This is a genomic window from Muribaculum gordoncarteri, from assembly GCF_004803695.1.
Taxonomy (GTDB): Bacteria; Bacteroidota; Bacteroidia; order Bacteroidales; family Muribaculaceae; genus Muribaculum; species Muribaculum gordoncarteri.
Map to the genome: position 1 here is coordinate 3,193,322 of NZ_CP039393.1, position 18,678 is coordinate 3,211,999.

An 18,678-nucleotide genomic window follows, 5' to 3' on the forward strand; every position below is an offset into this window, starting at 1 on the left:
GATTATGAATATCTTAAAACAATTTTTTATAGGCGTGGTCGCCATGATTGCGGTAACGCCTTCGGCAATGGCTCAGCTTAAGTCGGTCGACGCTTTCACCAATGCGCCCATGTCGGTGTTCCCGTTACTTGACAAGAACGCACGCCTCGACATGGTCGACTACTTCAACAGCGGGTCATCGACTGCCACTCAGAACTCATTGCAGGGCCGCTCGCGTGTTACCGAGTTGACCGACAATGACATAAAGATAGCCATGACCGATGCTTCGAGCTATCAGCTGTCGATTCTTCCCGATAAGAGCAACGAAGGCTGCATAGCGCTCATTTCGACTGTAGCCACTCCGGCTCCCGACAGCCGCATAACATTCTACTCTCCATCGTGGCAGCAATATGACACCAAGTCGAGGTTTGAAGCCCCTTCGATGACCGACTGGCTCACCGATGCCGGCCGCAAGACTCCCGACGAGGTTGCCAATATGGTGCCGTTCATGCTGGCATCCTACTCCTACGATCCGGCAACCTCGACGCTTACGCTGACCAATAATCTCAAGCAATTCCTCTCGGAGGACATATATTCGATGGTGGCTCCGCTGCTTCGCGATCAGCTTGTCTACAAGTGGAACGGAAGCCGCATGGTTAAGCAGAAGTGATCAAGTCGCAGCAAGTGGAAGCGTTGACCCTCTATCAGCTTAATCGGCGCATAGCCGAGCTCGTTACCAATTCATCGACCCAGAATGTGTGGGTCACTGCTGAATTGAGCGATGTCGCCGTGCGCGGAGGACACTGTTACATGGAGCTGCTGCAGAAGGACCCCGACACGGGAGCTACTGTGGCAAAGGCCCGTGCAGCCATCTGGGCCAACGTGTTTTCGCGATTGCGCTCCGACTTCTACATTGCCACTGGTCAGGATTTTGCCACCGGGCTTAAGGTTATGGTGAGGGCGTCGGTTTCGATGCATCCCGTCTATGGGATGTCGCTGGTCATCAATGCCGTAAATCCTGAGTACACCATGGGCGACCTTTTGCGCCGACGCAAGGAGATGCTTGCCAGGCTGAAGGCCGAGGGAATCCTCGACATGAACCGTAGCCTTTGCTGGAATGAGCCCCCGCTGCGCATTGCGATCGTGTCGGCCGAGGGCGCTGCCGGTTATGGCGATTTCATGAATCAGCTCAATGGCAATCAGCTTGGCCTTCGCTTCACGACCCGGTTGTTCCCGGCCATAATGCAGGGCGAGCGCACGGCTCAGAGCGTCATTGCCGCCCTTGGTCTTATCGCTGTCGAGCAGGATCAATGGGATGGCGTGGTGATAATTCGCGGCGGTGGTGCCACAAGCGACTTGATGGGATTTGAGAACTATGACCTTGCTTCGGCTGTGGCCCAGTTTCCGCTTCCGGTGATTGTGGGAATTGGTCATGAGCGCGATGTGACGATATTGGACTATGTGGCCAACATACGCGTTAAGACCCCCACGGCTGCGGCCGAGTGGCTTATCGAGCAGGGAGCCATGGCGCTTGATCGCCTTGACCGTCTTGGCAACGACATAGTGCATGTCGTCAGGGAGCGTCTGGCAGGATGCAAGATTCAGCTCGGCCAGATGGAGGGTGCCATTCCCTCGGTTGCCCGTGGAATGCTTGAACGCTCCCACAATAAGATGGCGCGTTACGCGATGGCGTTGCAGTCGGTGGCGTCGAAGCGCATCATCCCGCAGCTGTCGCGCCTTGAGGCTTTGGAGTCGACACTCAAGCTGACGACGGCCAATGCCATAGAGCGTCGTTCGACCCGACTTGACGCGATGAACCGACTTCTCGACGCGCTGTCGCCTATGTCGACACTAAAACGAGGCTATTCAATAACACGCTTCAACGGTCATGCCGTGACAAATGAAGCCGACATCCCGGCGGGGGCAAGGCTTGAAACGACACTGGCCGAGGGAGTGATGGTTTCAATAAAACAATAACGCAATACGACGATGTCAAATACACCTGAATTCATCCCCGTAAAGGAGCTTAGCTATAACAAGGCTGTGAGTGAGCTTGAGGATATACTGCGACAGATGCAGAGCGATGCGCTCGACATAGACCTCCTGGCCGCCTACACACGCCGAGCCACGGAGCTGCTGGCTGAATGCCGCAGCCGACTTACAGCTACCGACAAGGAGCTGCAGTCGATTCTGTCCAATGACAAATGACGCACCCTCCCGCCCGCGTGACGGCGCGCGTCGGCGTTGCATGGGATGTTATCGGTTGCCCAATAGATAATAATTCATAATTATTTCGCTATTGCGTCACGTGGAGTGTGACGGCTGCAAAATTTGTTGTAATTTTGTAGTCGTTAAACTCACCGAGTGCTTGCTACCTCGTAAAAAACAAGAATCATGAATCAATCAGTTCCCCGATTTACATTGCCTTTTTTGGTGCTCACTGTGCTATTCTGTGTGTGCCTTATAGTTTCCAACCTGATAGAGATAAAGACTGTCGACATCGGATTTGCCACAATCACGGCCGGCATGGTTGTCTTTCCGTTGAGTTATATCATCAATGACTGCATAGTCGAGGTGTACGGTTTCCGCAAGGCGCGCACCGTCATCTGGCTTGGATTTGCCATGAATCTTCTTGTCACTCTGTTTCTGCAGTTTGCCATATTGCTTCCCGGAGCCGATTCGTGGCAGTCGCAGGACGCTATGGAGGCGGTCTACGGCACCGTTCCCCGCATACTCGGGGCCTCGTTTGTCGCCTTCCTCTGTGGCTCGATGGTCAATGCGTTGGTGATGAGCAAGATGAAAGTAGCTTCGGGAGGCCGTCACTTTTCACTGCGAGCCATCGTCAGCACTCTTTGGGGCGAAGGCACCGACTCGATAATATTTTTCCCGCTCGCATTTGGCGGTATCCTGCCTTGGAGGGAAATCGTGTCGCTTATCGTGGCTCAGGCGTTGTTGAAGACCGCCTATGAGATTGTTATATTGCCCGTGACGCTGAAGGTGGTGAAAAAGCTTAAGAGCATCGAGTCGACCGACACCTACGACCGTGGCATATCCTACTCGTGGTGGTGATTGATTACGGGAGTTTTCGCTAAATCAGCCCGTTGCCGGCCTTGATTATGTCAACGAGGATCGGCTTCAATCCGCCCACGAAGCACTCAACGGCTATCACCATCAGTATGAGTCCCATGAGTCGCATCATCACGTTGTTGCCGGTTTCGCCGAGGATGGGTACCAGCTTCGTGGAAGCCCTCAGGATGATGTAGGTCAATATGTAGATAAATGCTATGCTCGCCACGAGCGTTATCTTCATCGGCATGGTGTTGGCGTCCTCCATCAGCATGATTCCGTTGGCAATGGCACCGGGTCCGCAAAGCATTGGAATCGACAGAGGGGTTATGGATATGTCGTTGGCATAAACCTTCACCTCTTCATCCTTCAGCTTGGTGTTGGAGTATTGCGCCTGGAGCATGTCAAATCCTATCTTGAGGATTATGAATCCGGCCGCGATGCGGAATCCGTTGGTCGATATGCCGAAGAGTGTGAATAGTATTTGTCCGCAGAATGTGAAGCATATCAGGATTATAAATGATATTAGCGTTGCGCGTTTTACTATGCGGTTGCGCTGATCGTTGTCGAGGCCTTTGGTCATCGACAGGAACACCGGCATCGTGCCAAGGGGATTGGTAAGAGTGAAAAACGATGTCAGGCAGATGAATGCAAATGGAAGAAGACTGTCCATATACGATGTGATAAATTAGGTTTACAAAATTAATATTAATTTGGGAGCCGTCACAATGTTATAATACAATCTTTTTCACTTTTTTTGTATAACGGGACACTGTATTAGGGCGTAGAGCCGTCGCCGAGGCCGTTTTTAGCACGATTTTTCGCAAAATGCATAAAATTTTTCTCCAAAATTTGGCGGTTAAAAAAAAACTGCTTACCTTTGCATCGCAATTGAGAAATACATGACTCCGTAGCTCAGTTGGTAGAGCAAATGACTCTTAATCATTGGGTCGAGAGTTCGAGCCTCTCCGGGGTCACAGAAAGGTCTATCAGACCGACGAATTCCTCTGAAAATCATTGATTTTCAGAGGTTTTTCTTTTTACCCCTATCCCCAATCGGCGCAGAATATTGAAACTGCGGGTGTGCAAGAAGGTGGCAATAAAAATTGCACCTTGTTTTGCCACCTCGAAAGGTTCTATTTCATTATTTTTCAAAGATATACGAAGAATAAAGCCATTGGGTATCTGCCACCTCGCAAGGTGGTTGCAGGTGGCAAAGGGTAGTCCTGAACTTCAGTGGATACAGGCTGATGAAGCCTCCTTAAAACACCGTTGCCGCCATTTTTAGCTACCGACATAGTTAAAAATTGTTATGCAAAGGTGGCAATTTGAGGTGGCAATTCAACATTATTCGTTGAATTGGTCGTTTTGCCACCTCGCAAACCCGGATATTTCATTTGTCCTTCGGATGTGCAGTTTGTGTACCCGAAAAAAAATTTGTATCTTTAGTTTAACCATTAAAGCCACAAGTCAAATGAAATTATCCAACGAGAGCTACTTCTCACTGAACTTCATGGTCAGGAGAAGCCGCCCCAACAAAGAGGGCGAATTTCCCATTCTGCTGCGAATAACGATGAATGGGCAACGTGCGGAGGTATATACCAACAGGTATGTAGCTCCCAACAACTGGGATGCGTCCAAAGGTCAGTCGAAAGGCAAGACCAAGAAGGACCTTGAACTGAACCGCTATCTTGATACCATCAGAACCAAGATATGCGAAATCCACAACCAGCTCGTCATGCGCGATGAGATGGTCAATCCCGACACTCTGAAAAAGGCATTTCTCGGCAAGTTGCAAAAGCCGACGATGCTCTGCGAGGCGTTCCGCGAACTCAACAAGAAGGTAAAGGACCGCAACGAGCGTGGCGACATCTGCGAGGGTACGCGCCTGCGTTGGGAACGATGCGTCAAGTATCTGGAGGAATTTCTCATCGACAAGCACGATGTGAAAGATATTCCGATGAATAAACTGACATCCGGAATGGTTGACGACTTCGAGCATTTCCTGCGCATAAAGAAGGGATGCGCCAATAACGCCGCTGTCCGTTATATCCGCTATCTCAAAAGCGTTATACGCACCGGTATCGCAAACAAATGGATTGAAGATGATCCATTCGTGGGCAAACGCTATGTCCGCACCAAGCCAAAGCGAGAGAAGCTCACGGAAGCTGAACTTCAGCGCATCATAGAGCTTGACCTCAGCGAGCTGCCCCGTCTCGACCTCGTGCGTGACACTTTCGTGTTCTGCTGCTTTACCGGACTGGCTTTCGCAGACATATCTACCCTCAAGCGTGAACATGTCGTTACTGACGACAAGGGCGAGATGTGGATACGCAAGGCCCGCGAGAAAACGGATGAAATGAGCGTAATCCCAATGCTGGAGATTCCGCGCAGACTGATGGAGAAATACCGCAGTCACCCACGGGCTGTGGAAAAGGACGCCGTCATACCGGTTATCTCAAACCAGCGTATGAACTCGTACCTTGATGAGATAGCAAGCAAAGCGGAGATAAAGAAGCACCTGACGACACATATTGCCCGCCATACCTTCGCCACAATGTCGCTCAACAATCATGTGCCTATCGAAACGGTATCGAAGATGCTGGGGCATAAAGACATTGCCACCACCCAAATCTACGCAACCATGCTTGACCAGACTGTATCGGAAGATATGGGCCGCATGAGAGACAAGTTCGACAGTCTGAAAGTTGACATCAAACCGTTGCCGGAGAAGCCGACAACATTTGAGCGTCCGCCTCAGCCTAAGCGCGGACGACCTAAAAAGACGAAATGACCCACTGCTAAATGAAAGAGCGACAATCGAGTATTTTTACTCAGTTGTCGCTCTTAAATTATTTAATCGTAATACGCCGAATGGAAATTCTCGTCAAGCAGTTGCTGTATTTCATGTTCCGGATATAGGCATTTGCCGCATATCATATAATACGAGAGTATTCCCCGGTCACGGTAGTTCTGTACCGTGCGCCTCGTCACTTTGAGGCGTTCTGCAACTTCTTTGTCATCGAGGAAACAGATACCTCCCAATACAGGATGATGGCTGTCTCGGATTATACCGACGGCTTCAAATGCGTTCTGGGATTGTGTACGGGCTGCGATAATACGTCTGTCCGATTTGGTTATAATCTCATTCCCCATAGGCGCCCCTATTATAATTGATACCGTTACGCTCCATGTAACGGATAACTTCGGTGACAGGATACCTGATGCTTCCGTCATCAATTCTGACATAGCCTATCTTACCGCCGTTGCGGAGGGATTGCAGGGTTGTCGAGCCTATATGGAGAAAATCGCAGACCTCGGCAGAAGTCATCATGTCGGCAGTTTCCTTTCGGCGCAAGCGATTTGCCAATACTATGACCATATTGCATAGAAGCTCATGCTCGTCAAGGATACAATCGAGAGTCTCCTTCTCAATCAATAATACTTCCATAAGTAATTTGGATTTAGTGGTGGTGTGGATAAGAGCTGTAAAAAGGCAGCGGGTATCCCTCCCGCTGCCTCACCACTAAATCCACAATCAAAAATAAAATTTATGACTGCGATTCAGTGGCAAAGTTAGCGATTTCTATCCGATTTTCGGCTATGTTGGGCCGATTATTTTTGATAGAAATGCGATTTACAGCGGATTGCAGGGTTTTACTCTCCGGCTTCGGGGTCGATTGTCTCTATCATGCACAGCAGGGAGCCTGAGAAGTCCTCGATTACCGAGCGTCCGGCCTGGTCGCCTTGATAGAGGTCGTTAGCCTCGAACTGCCATGTGAGCAGCATCTCGGCGAACTCGTGGCCGGCAAACTCGTCATAGACATACTGGCCTTCGGGCGAGAGATAAACATCGCCGCCGTCGAGGGTGACGAGTCCCTTGCGTATGAGGCTGTCCAGTGCGCTGCCGTAGTCGCCGGTTTCCAGCGTGTACGGTACGCTGGTGTGCATCATTTCATCGACATACTCCGCTTTTGAGGTCACGGCGCACATCACATCGGTGAAGGCGTTGGATTCGGCTACCGGGGCATCGCAGGGATATACCGCCGCGTCTGCGATTGTAACACCTGTCTGGAACGTGCCCGTCTCGGTCACTTCATACGCTTCGCCGGTAAGCTCCCACTGGCGGTAGAACACGGCTTCGCCTATCTTGAACTCCACGGTGGCATACTTGCGGCTCGGCTGTTGCTCCACAACCGCCTTCATGCGGTTGAATATGAGCCAGTAGAGCTGCTTCTCCTTTTCAGGCAGTTCCTGATCTATGGCGCGGAGGGTGATTATCGCGTGGTGGTCGATGGTCGCGTCGTTCTCGCCCCAGCGGTAACCGGGCGTGTCGGGAAATACCGTCCGGATATGTCCACGGAGCTTTTCGGGCAGATGTGAGCAACGTGTCAGGGGCGACGAGATAAGCCCCCTGTCATAAAGGCTCTGTGCCAGTCTGAGAGTATGGGCGGGCATGAAGCCGAGATTGTTGAAGGCGTCCATCTGGAGCGTGAGCAGCGTGTGGAAACGGATATTGAAACGGTCGGTCTCATCAACCGTCAGCGTGGCCGATACCGTCTCACCGACAGGGATTTCATCGGCGACTGCGAGGGCGTCTTCCTCGGCCTCCCAAACGGCTTCGGATTCAAATCCCTCGCCGCCGTTGACATTCACACGGATTGAATGTCCGTCGGGGATACCGTTGAAATCGTCGAAACGGCCGGTAAGGTCGCCCACATAATCGAGGGCGATTGCCTCCTGACGGGTAAGGTCGTATTCGGGCAGTCCGATATGGAGAAATGTCTGGTTGATGTTGTATGTGAACATCAGATCCATGCCTTTCGATACAAGGCCGGTCTGTGCGAGGCGGTGCAGGTGTCGCCCGGACTCGCGGAAGTGGAAGGCCCCGCGTATGGCGCCGTAGCTGAGGCGCGTGAGCCACATTCTGCTGCGGGGGCATCCGACACGGAAATGTCGGCAGATGTTGAAGAAGCGTGCCTGTGCGTCGGCTCCGCCGTCGGAGGCGAATACCACTTCCCCGGCTGCATGGAACAGGGGTTTGAGCTGTCGTTCCAGCTCTTTCATCGTCACCGACATACGGAACTTGTCGGGCATGAAGGGATATTCTCCATCTGCCAGTTCGCACAGCGGAGTCTGGCGTATGAAACGGGGCGGGATGTTGGCGACGGTGACGGTATCTGATGTGTAGATTCCGCTGACGGCTTCGGTGTTCGCGCCCAGAGAAAGGGCGACGGTCTTGGTGGCGAGAATGTTCTCGCAGATAATAAGAATCATAAATTTAATGTGGGTTTAGGGGTGATTTTATGAAAGTCACGGGGACGGTCGCCCATCCCCGTGACTTGGGGATAGTTGTGTTTGGGTTGACACGGTTGGCCGCAGGTTGGGATACTTATAGCCTTGCTGTGGACATAGTGGTTGGAATTGCGGCTATGCGGCGGCAATCATGTCGGGTGAATCGCAGTATAAAACTGATTGTGGAATATGCGCGGTGAGTGGCGGTCAAGGCTTGGGGCCTTTGGGCTTACGCTGCTGCCTCTGCTGGTTTTCGTCCTTCGGGGCGGTCTGCCCGCGCTGGAGTGGCTCCTGCACGTTCTTGGTTGCCTCGTTGGTCGCCCCGTTGTTGTTCACTGCATACTGGGTCTTGCTTTCCTCTGCGATGCCGACGACCTTGTCGCGGTCGGGATATACCCGCGTGGTCTCAGGCTGACGTTTTTCGGGATTGTACTGGAAATAGACGGTGCAGTCGTTGCCGAATTTGTCTTTGGTCTCGCCTACGAGGACTTTCTTTCCTGCGAGATAATCGGCCTGCTGCTGTTCATCCAGCGGCAGCTTGCACCAATGTTCGAGTCGCTTGACGGAGCCGTCGGGATTGTGCCATGAATCCCTTACTTGCTGTTGTTGGGAACTGTTCTGCTCCTGCTTCTGGCGGTAAACATCGGAATTGACGAACACGATGTCGCGTTTCGCTGCGTTGTATTGCAGGTCGGCGGTGAATTTGGCACCGTTGGGGAGTTCCACGTGCTGCTCGCGTATCATGCCGCCGTTTTTGAGTATGCCGATGGCCTGCATATCGAGGCTGATATTGGCGACTTTGGGCTTGATGTAGATTTTATCTACCGGCACGGCCTCTATCTCATTGGTGAGCCTGTCGATGCTCACGAGGCATTTTTTCATTTCCCCGGTTTTTGGGTCGGCGAGTTCAACTGCTTTGCCGAGATTGCCGGTCTTGCGGAGTTCCGCCTTGTCCTCCTTTGTGAATGTATAACCCTTGAATTCCTGATCGAGCTGCGGCTCATTGCGGATGAAGTGAGGCACGAGTGAATATGAGCCGTCGGGGTTGGTACGGAACGAGAGTTTGGCCTGAAGCGAGAATGTCTCGTCGCCGAAACGGGGCGTTACCGTGAACAGCTGCGGCGACTTGTGGTTATATACCATCTGGTCGAGTGCCCCTGATTTTTCAAGGTCGTCGCGCTTAATGCCCCACTGCTGTTCGATTTTTACCCAGTCGATGCTGTCGCGGTCGATAGGCGGTTGCTTGATGCCGGTCGTTTCCGGCTGCTGTGTCTTAGCCGTGGCCTGTTCCTGCTGCTCTGCCTGTGCGGGGGCTTTCATTTCCACCTCGTAAGGCTTGAGCATTTCGGCATTGTCGCCGGGATTCCTGATGATGTCAGCCATTGCGGGGCCTACAAGCTCGTATTTGTCTTCCTGCAATCTGAAGAAGCTGAACAGCGTGGGGTTCCTGGCCTGCCGCATGAAATTCGACATGAACGCTTCGAGGGGGTTCTGCCCTTTGTTGAACTTTATCAGTTCGCTTAATGGCGTCGATTTGACATCCGCCATCTGGGGAGTGCCGTCGGGATTCTGCCCTACGACTGCTCCCACCTGCCCGCTTGTGTTGTCGCGGGCGATCAGCACTTCCTGCTGGTCGGGAGTTTGGTCCATAATGAATTATGATTTAGTGGTGGTGTGGTTGGCGTTTCCGCCGTTGGTTGATTTCTTCTTTACAGTCTTATAGTCTGGATGGGACGAACTGATGAAGGAGTTTTCGAGAAACCTGTCGAGGTCGCATTGAAGCACAAACTTGATATTGCCCTCTATGCTCTCGTAAACCTTGATTTTTCCTGCGTCGCGGTAGCGTCTAATTGTTTTCTCGCTGACATCAAGCCCGGTTACGATGTCTTCGAGAAGAATAATCGGCTCTCCGTGGAAGTATAATCGCGGTCTGTTTCCCGTAGGGTACTGGCCGGGACTTCTGGCGCGCTGCTCCACAAGTGAAACGTATGCGTTTGCGGCGGTCTTGAAGTCGGCCTCGTGCGTGTCGTTCTGCTGCATAGGCTCAGTCTGTGGCTATGTCTGTTTTGCGAAGCGCCAGGACATCGAACCCGATAACAGGGCCGAGTATCTTTGCGGCGGCGATGAGAAACATCGAGCCTAACATCCATGCCTTTGCTTCGTCGGGCATTCCGGCAAGCGGATTGAAGCCGGACTTGCGGGTTGCTGATTTGCGCCCGTTGATGCGCTTTCTCTGTTTGGGCTTCCTGCTGAAGCCTGTGGCGTTTGGGGGAGTTGTTGCTTCCATACGGTTATATGTGTTTTGAGTTAGACTTGTCGAGGATTGCGCCTCGTTTGCAATTATAACCGACTGGATTTTAGAAAGGGCGATTTAAGGAGTGTTAAAGTTGTAACGCGCTGAAACAATGAAGATTTCAGAGATAGAATAATTGTGATGTTAAATCTTGACTGTTGGCGAACAACCAACCGTGTTTTTCCAAAGGTAAAGGATTTGAGTGTTCTCGATAGATTAGATAGGGTCAAAAAAATAGCGTATAATATCTACGCTAACTATTGAAGGCTCTGCAATGCCTATGGTGATAGCTTGAATACTATACGCTATGCTTTAAGCATAGCATAAGCATCACGCCAAGCTCACCATTATGAATTTTGCAGATTCTCAATAGAACTTATGCGGAAGTTATGTTATCCTGTATTTTTGATGCGACTGACTCCTCAGTCGCTATTCTTTGCTGTTTTGCGTTGCAAAGTTACGCATTTTTATTGAGGTAATCAAGACTCAATTTCTCCGTGGGGATTGATATGGTGCTTTTTACGGAGCTGAATAAGTGTCTTTTCGGACACATTCAGCAGTTTTGCGGCACCTCTCCATGTTCCGGCACGGATATAGGCCCTTATGATGCGGTCTTTCTCCGCTTTCGGATTGCGGTGGGTCAGATCTTCGGCTGTTTCCGGCTGAATGTCGCTGAAAACAAGGTCATCGGCAGATATGATGTCGCCGTCGGCATGGAAGGCTGCCATTAGAATGGTATCTTTCAGTTCACGGATATTGCCGGGCCACGGATACAGTTTCAGAGCCTTTATAGCCGATGCGTCGAGCCGCTTTCTCACCTGAGATGTCTTATGCGCATATATGGCAAGAAGATAATCGGCAATGTCAGGAATATCCTCGGTCATCTCGCGCAACGGCGGCACGTTGATACCCGACTGACGCAACATATAGAAAAGATTGTCGCGGAAATCTTCCTCGGCGAGCATCTTCATCAGTGTGCCGTTGGCGGTGCATATCATCCTCACATCGGGATGTTCCTCCGAGAGAATATGCAGGAACACCGATTGTTTCTCGAAATTGAGAAGCTGGATATTCTTCAGGATGATTGTTCCTCCGGCAGCGTTCTGGGAATAGCTTTTGATGCGGTTATACATCTCGTTGCGGTCGGATTTGGGGTCGTGCAGACCTACCAGCTCCGCGCCTCCGGCCTCGATTACCGTTATAGGCTTCTGTGTCCGAGAGCTTTGGAGATATATTTGCCGTGCAATCTGTTCCTTTCCCATGCCGCTTTCACCGAATATGATGCAGTTGACATTGGTCTGGGCAATTCGTTCTATCGACTGCTCAATCTCCTTGAACTTTGCACTCCGTCTTGGAATCAGTGCATTGTCGAGCTGTATCACAACACTCTCAGGCTTGGCATATCTGCCGACGGTTTCAACAAGTTGCTTGTCAATCGCCGGGCGCTGTACAACATCCACGGCACCACCATCGCGCATCACCGAGAGAAGATCTACGGCATTCATGTTATCCACTATGGCAATAACGGGAAACTTGTATCCCTCGCATTTTTGCCAGTTAATTAACTCTTGCGCGGTGCCGTGGGCGAATTTCATCGCCGTTACCACGACCGCGCCGGGCGGCAGTTTCACCACCGCCTCTTTTGCTGCCTCCATGCTCTCGAAGGCAATCGGCTCGTAGCCGGACTTGACAAGCAAGCCCGACATAAGCCGACGGTCGGAGTCAGATGCCTCTACAATGAGGATCTTGTTCATGTTTGTAATATTGGTTATTATTTATGGTAAAAGGCCACGTCACTGTGACGCAGCCTTCACTTATTTCTAAGCGATATTCCCAGAGGAAGTTATATTTTACTTTATAAGTATCTTCCCTGTATATGTCTTGTTTTGAGCAGATGCTTTCACGATGTATAAACCGATTGTGTAATTATCCGTGGGGATTATGGCAGATTGGGTGTGACATACATTTCTGCCTTCTATGTCATAGACATCGACTGACTCTGGGGCAATATTAGATATTCGTATATAACCGGCAGCGTCCCATCTGATATCAGCCGTCGTTTCGGCGGCAACATCGGCTATACCGGCTCCGTCAGGATTGTTAATTACCTTGAAAGAATCAAACAGAGTAGGATTGCCATTATCATCAACTGTGTAAGTCGATACTGTGAAGGATTCAGGAGTGACATCAACGCGGCTGAATGTCGGTTCACCGGTCTGTCCAAATTTACCCGAAAACAAACCCCAGTAGTTTTCGATTTCATGCTTGGAATAAGAAGCAATCATCTCTTCCTCAGTTCGAGGTTCGTACTTCTTCTTACCGGCCGAATTATTGAGGAAATAGAGAGTTCCGGCAGCCGTGTTGAAAACACCTCCTTCACGGCCTGTCATATTTTCTCTTGCACCAGGTTCTCCAACCGTCAGAACTTCCTCGACGCCATTAGATGCGAGCGTTTTTGTAGTGTTGTTTACTGGGCCAATGACCTCATAGATATGGTCGTGACCTTGAAAAGCCATGTTTATTCCAAGTTCGGAAAATAGAGGAAGCATGGCGGCGCGGACAGCTTTGCCATCGGCATCATCCTGATGTGAGCGGCTGCCTGTAAACATATTCTTGTGGAAAGATGCAATTTTCCATTTGACATCCTTATGGGCTCCCACCTGAGAGCGCATCCATTTGCCAAGACTGTCCAGATAACCGGGCTTATTCCAGTTCTCATAGCTCATAACCAAATACAGGACATCGCCTCTTACAAATGAGAATACGGTACCATCCATATCGGTGGGAACCTCTGCGTTCTCATTGTACGAATTGTCATTGTTGAAGTGATAGGCAAAATTGCGGTTGCCACTGATGTCATGATTGCCCATTGTGACGACAAGAGGTGTATTTAGCCATATGTCCTGCATGGTTGAGAACCACTGTTCGTATTCCCATTCGGAGTTGTTCGACCCGGATGTTTCCACGAGGTCTCCATTACACAGTATGAACGCTGCTTCAGGAACCAATTTGCGTGCTGCATGTACGGTTTTCTGCGACACGTTGAACATCTCGTCATTCTGTGCTTGTGTGTCGGTTATATAGATGAATGAATAACCTGCGTTCTTGTCGGCGGATGCCGTGGTGAAGGTACCGATTTCGCTCCATCCATCGGCTGAACCGACACGATAGGAATATGTGGTAGCAGGAGTGAGGCCAGCCGCTTTTGCCTTATGGCTCAGGTAATCCACCTTGATATTGCTTTCTATGCCGGAAAGTTTGTTCTTTTCGATGGAATAGTTGAGGCCGTTGACCTGCTGCACTGCGGCCGGGAATGACATGTCGGGATTATCGAAATCCGCAGGAACTGCATTCTCTTTCGCCACAATTTGAACCTCTCCGTTCTTTGTTCCGGGATTGGTGAACCATGCGAATCCCATTACGGTGCATGGGTCGCCGTTGACAGTCATGGCTATGCTGTAAGGCATACCCGATGACTGCATTTCCGCAAGCGTTCTGCGGAGTTGCATTGCGGCTGGCGTCGAATAGTTGTCATAATCGACCGTAACAGTAGTCTGTGCCCACGCTGTGCAGTGTAAAAGAATTGCACTGACGGCAGAAATTAAAACAGTCTTTTTCATTTTCTTGAATTGTTGTTGATCCTTATGTTATCAATAGACGGTGCTCTGAGGGTCGAAATTGGTCCAGCCTTTCATCCAGTTGTCGTAAGCATCGCGGAAGGCTCCGATATAACCGCCTTTGCCGTCGCTTATTTCCGTCATGGGGCAACAGTTCTGTCCTGTCATGAATGGGTCGGAAAGATTGAGCGCGGATTCGTCCATAACGCGGTTCCCTGAGCCGCCGAGGAAGAATGTGTGTGAGAACGAGGGTTGGTTGCGGTCTTCCGTGCCGGTCAGGTAATCGAAAAGATAGTCTCTGTATTCCTTATTCTTGTCGGTGCCTATGGCATCCATTCCGGCAAACACTATGTTTTCAAGTTTGAAGCCGCCGGACTTCGCGTAAGAAACGGTCTGTCCTTTCTCGCCGTCGATTATCACACCGATAGGCCAGCCTATTGCAAGGGCGTTGGATATGTTGAGTTTGCTGCTGCGGCGAATCTGGAAGGCAGACTGGAACTGACCGAGTTTTGAACCGTTGTCGGGGAACATATTGCCCGCTGTTATATAGTCGCTGCTGTTGACAAAATCGGAGTTCTTGACTGTCTTGGGCCCGATGAGTGTGACATTGCGGAACCGAGCCGAAGTGAAGGGTGTTGTTTCAGCACCGCTGGCGTTGTTGTCACTCTCGAAGCCGTTTGACTGCGAGGTATCAGCGATACGCGGGTCGCGCACTGAGAGGCAGTAGCTCACTTCGCCGTCGAAACCGTTGTCGGTGTCGAAGTCATCATCCCACCCCTTGTAGGCGACGAGGTAGGAGCAATTTGCCGATCCTCCGAACCACTCGAAGGAGTCATCGTTGGAGTATGACACCTGTATGTGGTCAATCTGTGTGCCGCTGCCGACAGAGCCGAATGTAACGCCATTGATTTCCTTGTCGGTGTCGAAGGGATAACCTGCGAACTCCACGCGGATGTAGCTGTATATGCCTGAATTATCGGCTTTGTTGTTGCCTCCGTGAATGGTTGTCGGGCCACCTTCAATCTGCTGCGTACCCTGATTGTTCAGGCCCTTGCCACAGACTATCAGACCGCCCCAGTCGCCGGGACGACGCTGGCCGGGAGCCTGTGCCGAAGTCATGACGATAGGTTCGTCCGCTGTACCTTGCATCTTGCAGTATCCGCCCGGCTCGACGATGAGAGCCGCCATCGTGCCCTTGTCGCCCTTGATGACCGTTCCGGCAGGGATAGTGAGGCGTGCGCCTTCATCGACATACACCCAGCCTTTGAGAAGGTATGTGCCTTTTTCGAGCTTCACATCGCCTGTGAAGTGGAAGTTCTGGGTACCGTTGCCGAGTTCATCGCCGTTGAATACGATTCCGGCACTGTAAGCGACATTCCCTTTGTAGGTAACATCGGGGTTAACAGGATTGGGGGTCGGCTCATCATTATTGGATGAGCAGCTTGCGGAGAGAAGGCTCAGGGCGCAAGCCATCGCCATCATGATATGACGGCCGGTCTGTTTTTTTGTTCTTTCCATTGAAATGGGTTTTGGTTTAACTTCTGTCATGATATGACTTTCTTAGAAACTGTATGTTATTGATAGATTGAAATTCCGTCCCGGCTTGTAGCTTCGGGTTATTTCTTCGATACTCTTGTTTTTACCGAGGACTTCGACTTCCTCAATCTGTTTGAACAGGTACCGCTCGGCAAGAACATCACGCACCGAGGCTTTCAACTCCCAATGACCGAATTTCTTGCCAAACGATATGTCCAATGAATTGCGCGGCATCTCGTAGGAGTTGGGGATGTTGCGGGCGTTACCATCAACGCCTGTTCCGTATTTGTTTCCTACGCCGACGATTCGCTTGCCGATGCGGTTATAGAGTACAGCTGCCGACCATCCGTCGCGGTTATAGAACAGGCCGGTGTTGATCAGGTACGGCGACTGTCCCTGCATCGGACGGTCGATGTTGTTGCCCTTGTCAAATGTCACTTTGCTCTTGATAAGCGAGCCGTTGAACGAAAGGCTGAAATCGTCAAGACCGATAAATCCGAGGTTTTTGCGGATGTCCACTTCTATGCCGTAATTGTCAGCTCCTTTTGCATTGATATATGAGTAGATGAGGTCTGTGCCTCCGGCAACGGTATATGTCCATTCAATCGGATTGGTGAATTTCTTGTAGAACAGCGCCACCGAAACAATCTCGTTCTTCGACGGGTACCATTCATATCTCAGGTCTATGTTCTGAATATATGCGGCTTTGAGGTCATAATTGCCCATCACGCTGCTTCCGAGGTCAAAATCGTAATAAACCGTAGGCGCAAGTTCACGGAACTCAGGGCGGTTTGTGGTGCGTCCGTAGGCGGCTCTGACCTGATGTCTGTCATTGAAACGGTAGCTCACGTTTACCGACGGGAAGAAATCCTTATAGTAATAATGGGTGTCCTGAAGGCTTTCCTCCGACTGGCGGGTATTCATTCTCAACAACTGATCGACATATTCATATCTTACACCACCGTAGATTGTAAGTGAACGCCACGGAATGTTGACACCGACATATCCCGAAATCTGTCGGCTGCTTGCCTTGTAGCTGTTCAGGAAATTGACATTCTCGTACAGATAGAGCTTGTCGGGGCCATAGTTCTCGGGTATCAATATCTCACCCGTAACATCCGGATTGAACATAAACCCGTCCGGAAGGTTATTGTCGGGTTGCCAGCCGTATTGAAATTCACGGACATCGTATGTCCTGTTGCGGTACTCTCCGTATAGTCCCGTCTTCAACACCGGTTTTATTGCTCCGAAATCAAATTCGTGACGATAGTTGGTATTGAGTGATGCCGTGTGTTCCCTCAGTCTTGTAAATTCACGGCTTATGCGGTAAATACCCATCCTTTGGTCGGTGCGGTCTGTGAGTTGGATCAGCCGTCTGTCCGGCATGTCCCGGTCGGAATAGGCATAACCGGCACTCCAGTCCCAAAGGGAGGCGGAGCTGAATTCATGCCGCCCTGTAAATTGGGTGTTGAATGTGTTGCGGGTGGAGTAATAATATTCCATGTCCTGAATGTTGTCAGGCTGCGAGTTGAATCCCGTGCGGTCGGAATAACGGTTCTTGACGATTCTGTTATAGATGTTCTTCCATTCAAAACGGTGTCTGTCGTTTTGAGGGAGGAAAGAGAGATTGAGCAGTGCGCCAAGTTTGAGGTCATTGGTATATTGGTTGTCGGTCGCTTTGCGGAGATATACGGGGCTGTCGTTGGTCACATCGTATGGCCCGTAAAGGGAATTCTCCATATCAAGAAGAGTGCGGTATGCGTCCGAGAAATTTACGCTTGCCAGTAATCCGAGAGAAGACCCGGATTCAAATCTCCAGCGGTTGCTGTATGAGGCGTTGACTTTCAGATCGCCTATCGGCTTCTTAACATAGACTTTCCAGTCGTTGTTGAAGCCGTTGTTGAGCGGGTCGATACGGTTCGGGAAACCGGAATAAGTCAATAATGGAGAATCAAATCCACCTGAATAGTATTTGCCTCCGCCTTTATAGTATTTGAAATCGCGGAAATGTGTCATGTCATTGAATGAGGTGCCGACCGAGATGTCAAATCCGCTTTTCGCCGGTTGATACTTGGTCCTTACCATAACGAATCCTCCGGTAAAATCCGACGGATATTCAGGCGCGGGACTTTTCACAATCACTATGTTGTCAAGCTGTGAACTCGGTATTATGTCGAATGAGAAAGCTCTTGAATCTGCTTCTGAACTTGGCACCGCGCCTCCGTTGAGCCACACATTGTTATATCTCTGGGAGAGTCCGCGCACCATCACGAACTTGTCGTCTATGATTGAGATACCCGGTACACGGCGTATCACTTCCGAAGCGTCTTTGTCCTGAGTCTTTGCTATCTGTTGGGCCGACACTCCTGTCTGCACCACATCGCTCTGTTTCTCTTCCTCAATCATTGCGGATTCGGTGTCCTTTCGTGCGACAGCGGTAACAGTCACTTCGGCCAGAGATGTGGCGTCCGGATTCATGCGGATGTCCAATGTAATTATCTCATCACCGGCGGGTATCTGTCGTGTTATCACTGTGTCCCTGTAACCGATGTACTTAACGGAAAAATCATACTTTCCTTCCGGAAGCCGAAGGGTATAATTGCCGTCAATGTCTGTTGCCGTTCCATTGATGCCGGGATTGGCCATGACAGACGCGCCTATCAGCGGCTCGTCAGTGCCGCCGTCATACACCGTTCCTTTTATTATGCCGGCTTCCATGTCGGCATAGCATCCGACGAGGGCGACAAGTGTAAGACTTAGCGGTAAGCTTTTCAAATTCATATAAATCTTCGTTATCATTTTCGGGGGCAAAATTACGGTCAGATTGTTTCATGAATTTTTCAGATTTGTTGAACTATCATTAAATCGGCTGATATTATTAAAGTTTCATTA

Annotated in this window: 16 protein-coding genes and 1 tRNA gene; 6 read left to right on the plus strand and 11 right to left on the minus strand. The window is 50.5% G+C overall.

Annotated features, from left to right (window positions below):
* The first annotated feature begins 4 nt into the window (after nt 1–4).
* The 4 genes from E7746_RS13895 to E7746_RS13910 all read left to right on the plus strand — a co-directional run bounded on the left by E7746_RS13895 (nt 5) and on the right by E7746_RS13910 (nt 3,048).
* On the plus strand, nt 5–649 hold the full coding sequence (locus tag E7746_RS13895) for a DUF3256 family protein (protein WP_136411198.1): 645 nt from the start codon (nt 5–7) through the stop codon (nt 647–649).
* Nucleotides 646–1,956, plus strand: a complete 1,311-nt coding sequence (xseA, locus tag E7746_RS13900; RefSeq protein WP_136411199.1) for an exodeoxyribonuclease VII large subunit — start codon at nt 646–648, stop codon at nt 1,954–1,956. Before E7746_RS13895 ends, xseA begins: the two co-directional genes overlap by 4 nt.
* A gap of 12 nt (nt 1,957–1,968) precedes the next feature.
* Nucleotides 1,969–2,187: an exodeoxyribonuclease VII small subunit gene (xseB, locus tag E7746_RS13905; RefSeq protein WP_123395017.1), complete on the plus strand. Its 219-nt coding sequence runs from the start codon at nt 1,969–1,971 to the stop codon at nt 2,185–2,187.
* A gap of 186 nt (nt 2,188–2,373) precedes the next feature.
* Entirely contained in the window at nt 2,374–3,048 is a 675-nt protein-coding gene (locus E7746_RS13910) for a queuosine precursor transporter (protein ID WP_135946326.1), read from the plus strand.
* Nucleotides 3,049–3,067: 19 nt separating this feature from the next.
* On the opposite strand, the gene E7746_RS13915 is transcribed toward E7746_RS13910, so the two are convergent.
* Nucleotides 3,068–3,718, minus strand: a complete 651-nt coding sequence (locus tag E7746_RS13915; RefSeq protein WP_136411200.1) for a MarC family protein — start codon at nt 3,716–3,718, stop codon at nt 3,068–3,070.
* Nucleotides 3,719–3,949: 231 nt separating this feature from the next.
* Here E7746_RS13915 and E7746_RS13920 point away from each other — a divergent pair.
* Nucleotides 3,950–4,022: transfer RNA gene (locus E7746_RS13920), tRNA-Lys, on the plus strand.
* A gap of 497 nt (nt 4,023–4,519) precedes the next feature.
* Nucleotides 4,520–5,839 carry a site-specific integrase gene (locus E7746_RS13925; RefSeq protein WP_238337252.1) on the plus strand — a complete coding sequence of 440 codons (1,320 nt, stop codon included), beginning with the start codon at nt 4,520–4,522 and terminating at the stop codon, nt 5,837–5,839.
* Nucleotides 5,840–5,901: 62 nt separating this feature from the next.
* Here E7746_RS13925 and E7746_RS13930 read toward each other — a convergent pair whose 3' ends face one another.
* The 10 genes from E7746_RS13930 to E7746_RS13975 form a co-directional block, all read right to left on the minus strand.
* On the minus strand, nt 5,902–6,201 hold the full coding sequence (locus tag E7746_RS13930; protein ID WP_168184405.1) for a helix-turn-helix domain-containing protein: 300 nt from the start codon (nt 6,199–6,201) through the stop codon (nt 5,902–5,904).
* A complete protein-coding gene (locus E7746_RS13935) occupies nt 6,191–6,496 on the minus strand; it encodes a helix-turn-helix domain-containing protein (protein ID WP_136411202.1) in 306 nt (101 codons plus the stop codon). The genes E7746_RS13930 and E7746_RS13935 overlap by 11 nt, the downstream gene beginning before the upstream one ends.
* A gap of 206 nt (nt 6,497–6,702) precedes the next feature.
* A complete protein-coding gene (locus E7746_RS13940) occupies nt 6,703–8,322 on the minus strand; it encodes a DNA topoisomerase (protein ID WP_136411203.1) in 1,620 nt (539 codons plus the stop codon).
* 225 nt (nt 8,323–8,547) lie between these two features.
* Nucleotides 8,548–9,990: a DUF4099 domain-containing protein gene (locus E7746_RS13945; protein ID WP_136411204.1), complete on the minus strand. Its 1,443-nt coding sequence runs from the start codon at nt 9,988–9,990 to the stop codon at nt 8,548–8,550.
* A gap of 6 nt (nt 9,991–9,996) precedes the next feature.
* Entirely contained in the window at nt 9,997–10,380 is a 384-nt protein-coding gene (locus E7746_RS13950) for a MerR family transcriptional regulator (RefSeq protein ID WP_136411205.1), read from the minus strand.
* 4 nt (nt 10,381–10,384) lie between these two features.
* Nucleotides 10,385–10,627: a hypothetical protein gene (locus E7746_RS13955; protein WP_136411206.1), complete on the minus strand. Its 243-nt coding sequence runs from the start codon at nt 10,625–10,627 to the stop codon at nt 10,385–10,387.
* A gap of 485 nt (nt 10,628–11,112) precedes the next feature.
* Nucleotides 11,113–12,387 carry a sigma-54-dependent transcriptional regulator gene (locus tag E7746_RS13960; RefSeq protein WP_136411207.1) on the minus strand — a complete coding sequence of 425 codons (1,275 nt, stop codon included), beginning with the start codon at nt 12,385–12,387 and terminating at the stop codon, nt 11,113–11,115.
* Nucleotides 12,388–12,483: 96 nt separating this feature from the next.
* Nucleotides 12,484–14,142, minus strand: coding sequence for a fibronectin type III domain-containing protein (locus E7746_RS13965; protein WP_238337253.1), 1,659 nt, complete (start codon nt 14,140–14,142; stop codon nt 12,484–12,486).
* 141 nt (nt 14,143–14,283) lie between these two features.
* The gene (locus E7746_RS13970; protein ID WP_202877158.1) at nt 14,284–15,768 is read right to left on the minus strand and encodes a hypothetical protein; all 1,485 of its coding nucleotides are present in this window, start codon (nt 15,766–15,768) and stop codon (nt 14,284–14,286) included.
* Nucleotides 15,769–15,810: 42 nt separating this feature from the next.
* Entirely contained in the window at nt 15,811–18,567 is a 2,757-nt protein-coding gene (locus E7746_RS13975) for a TonB-dependent receptor (RefSeq protein WP_136411209.1), read from the minus strand.
* Between the last annotated feature and the right edge of the window lie 111 nt (nt 18,568–18,678).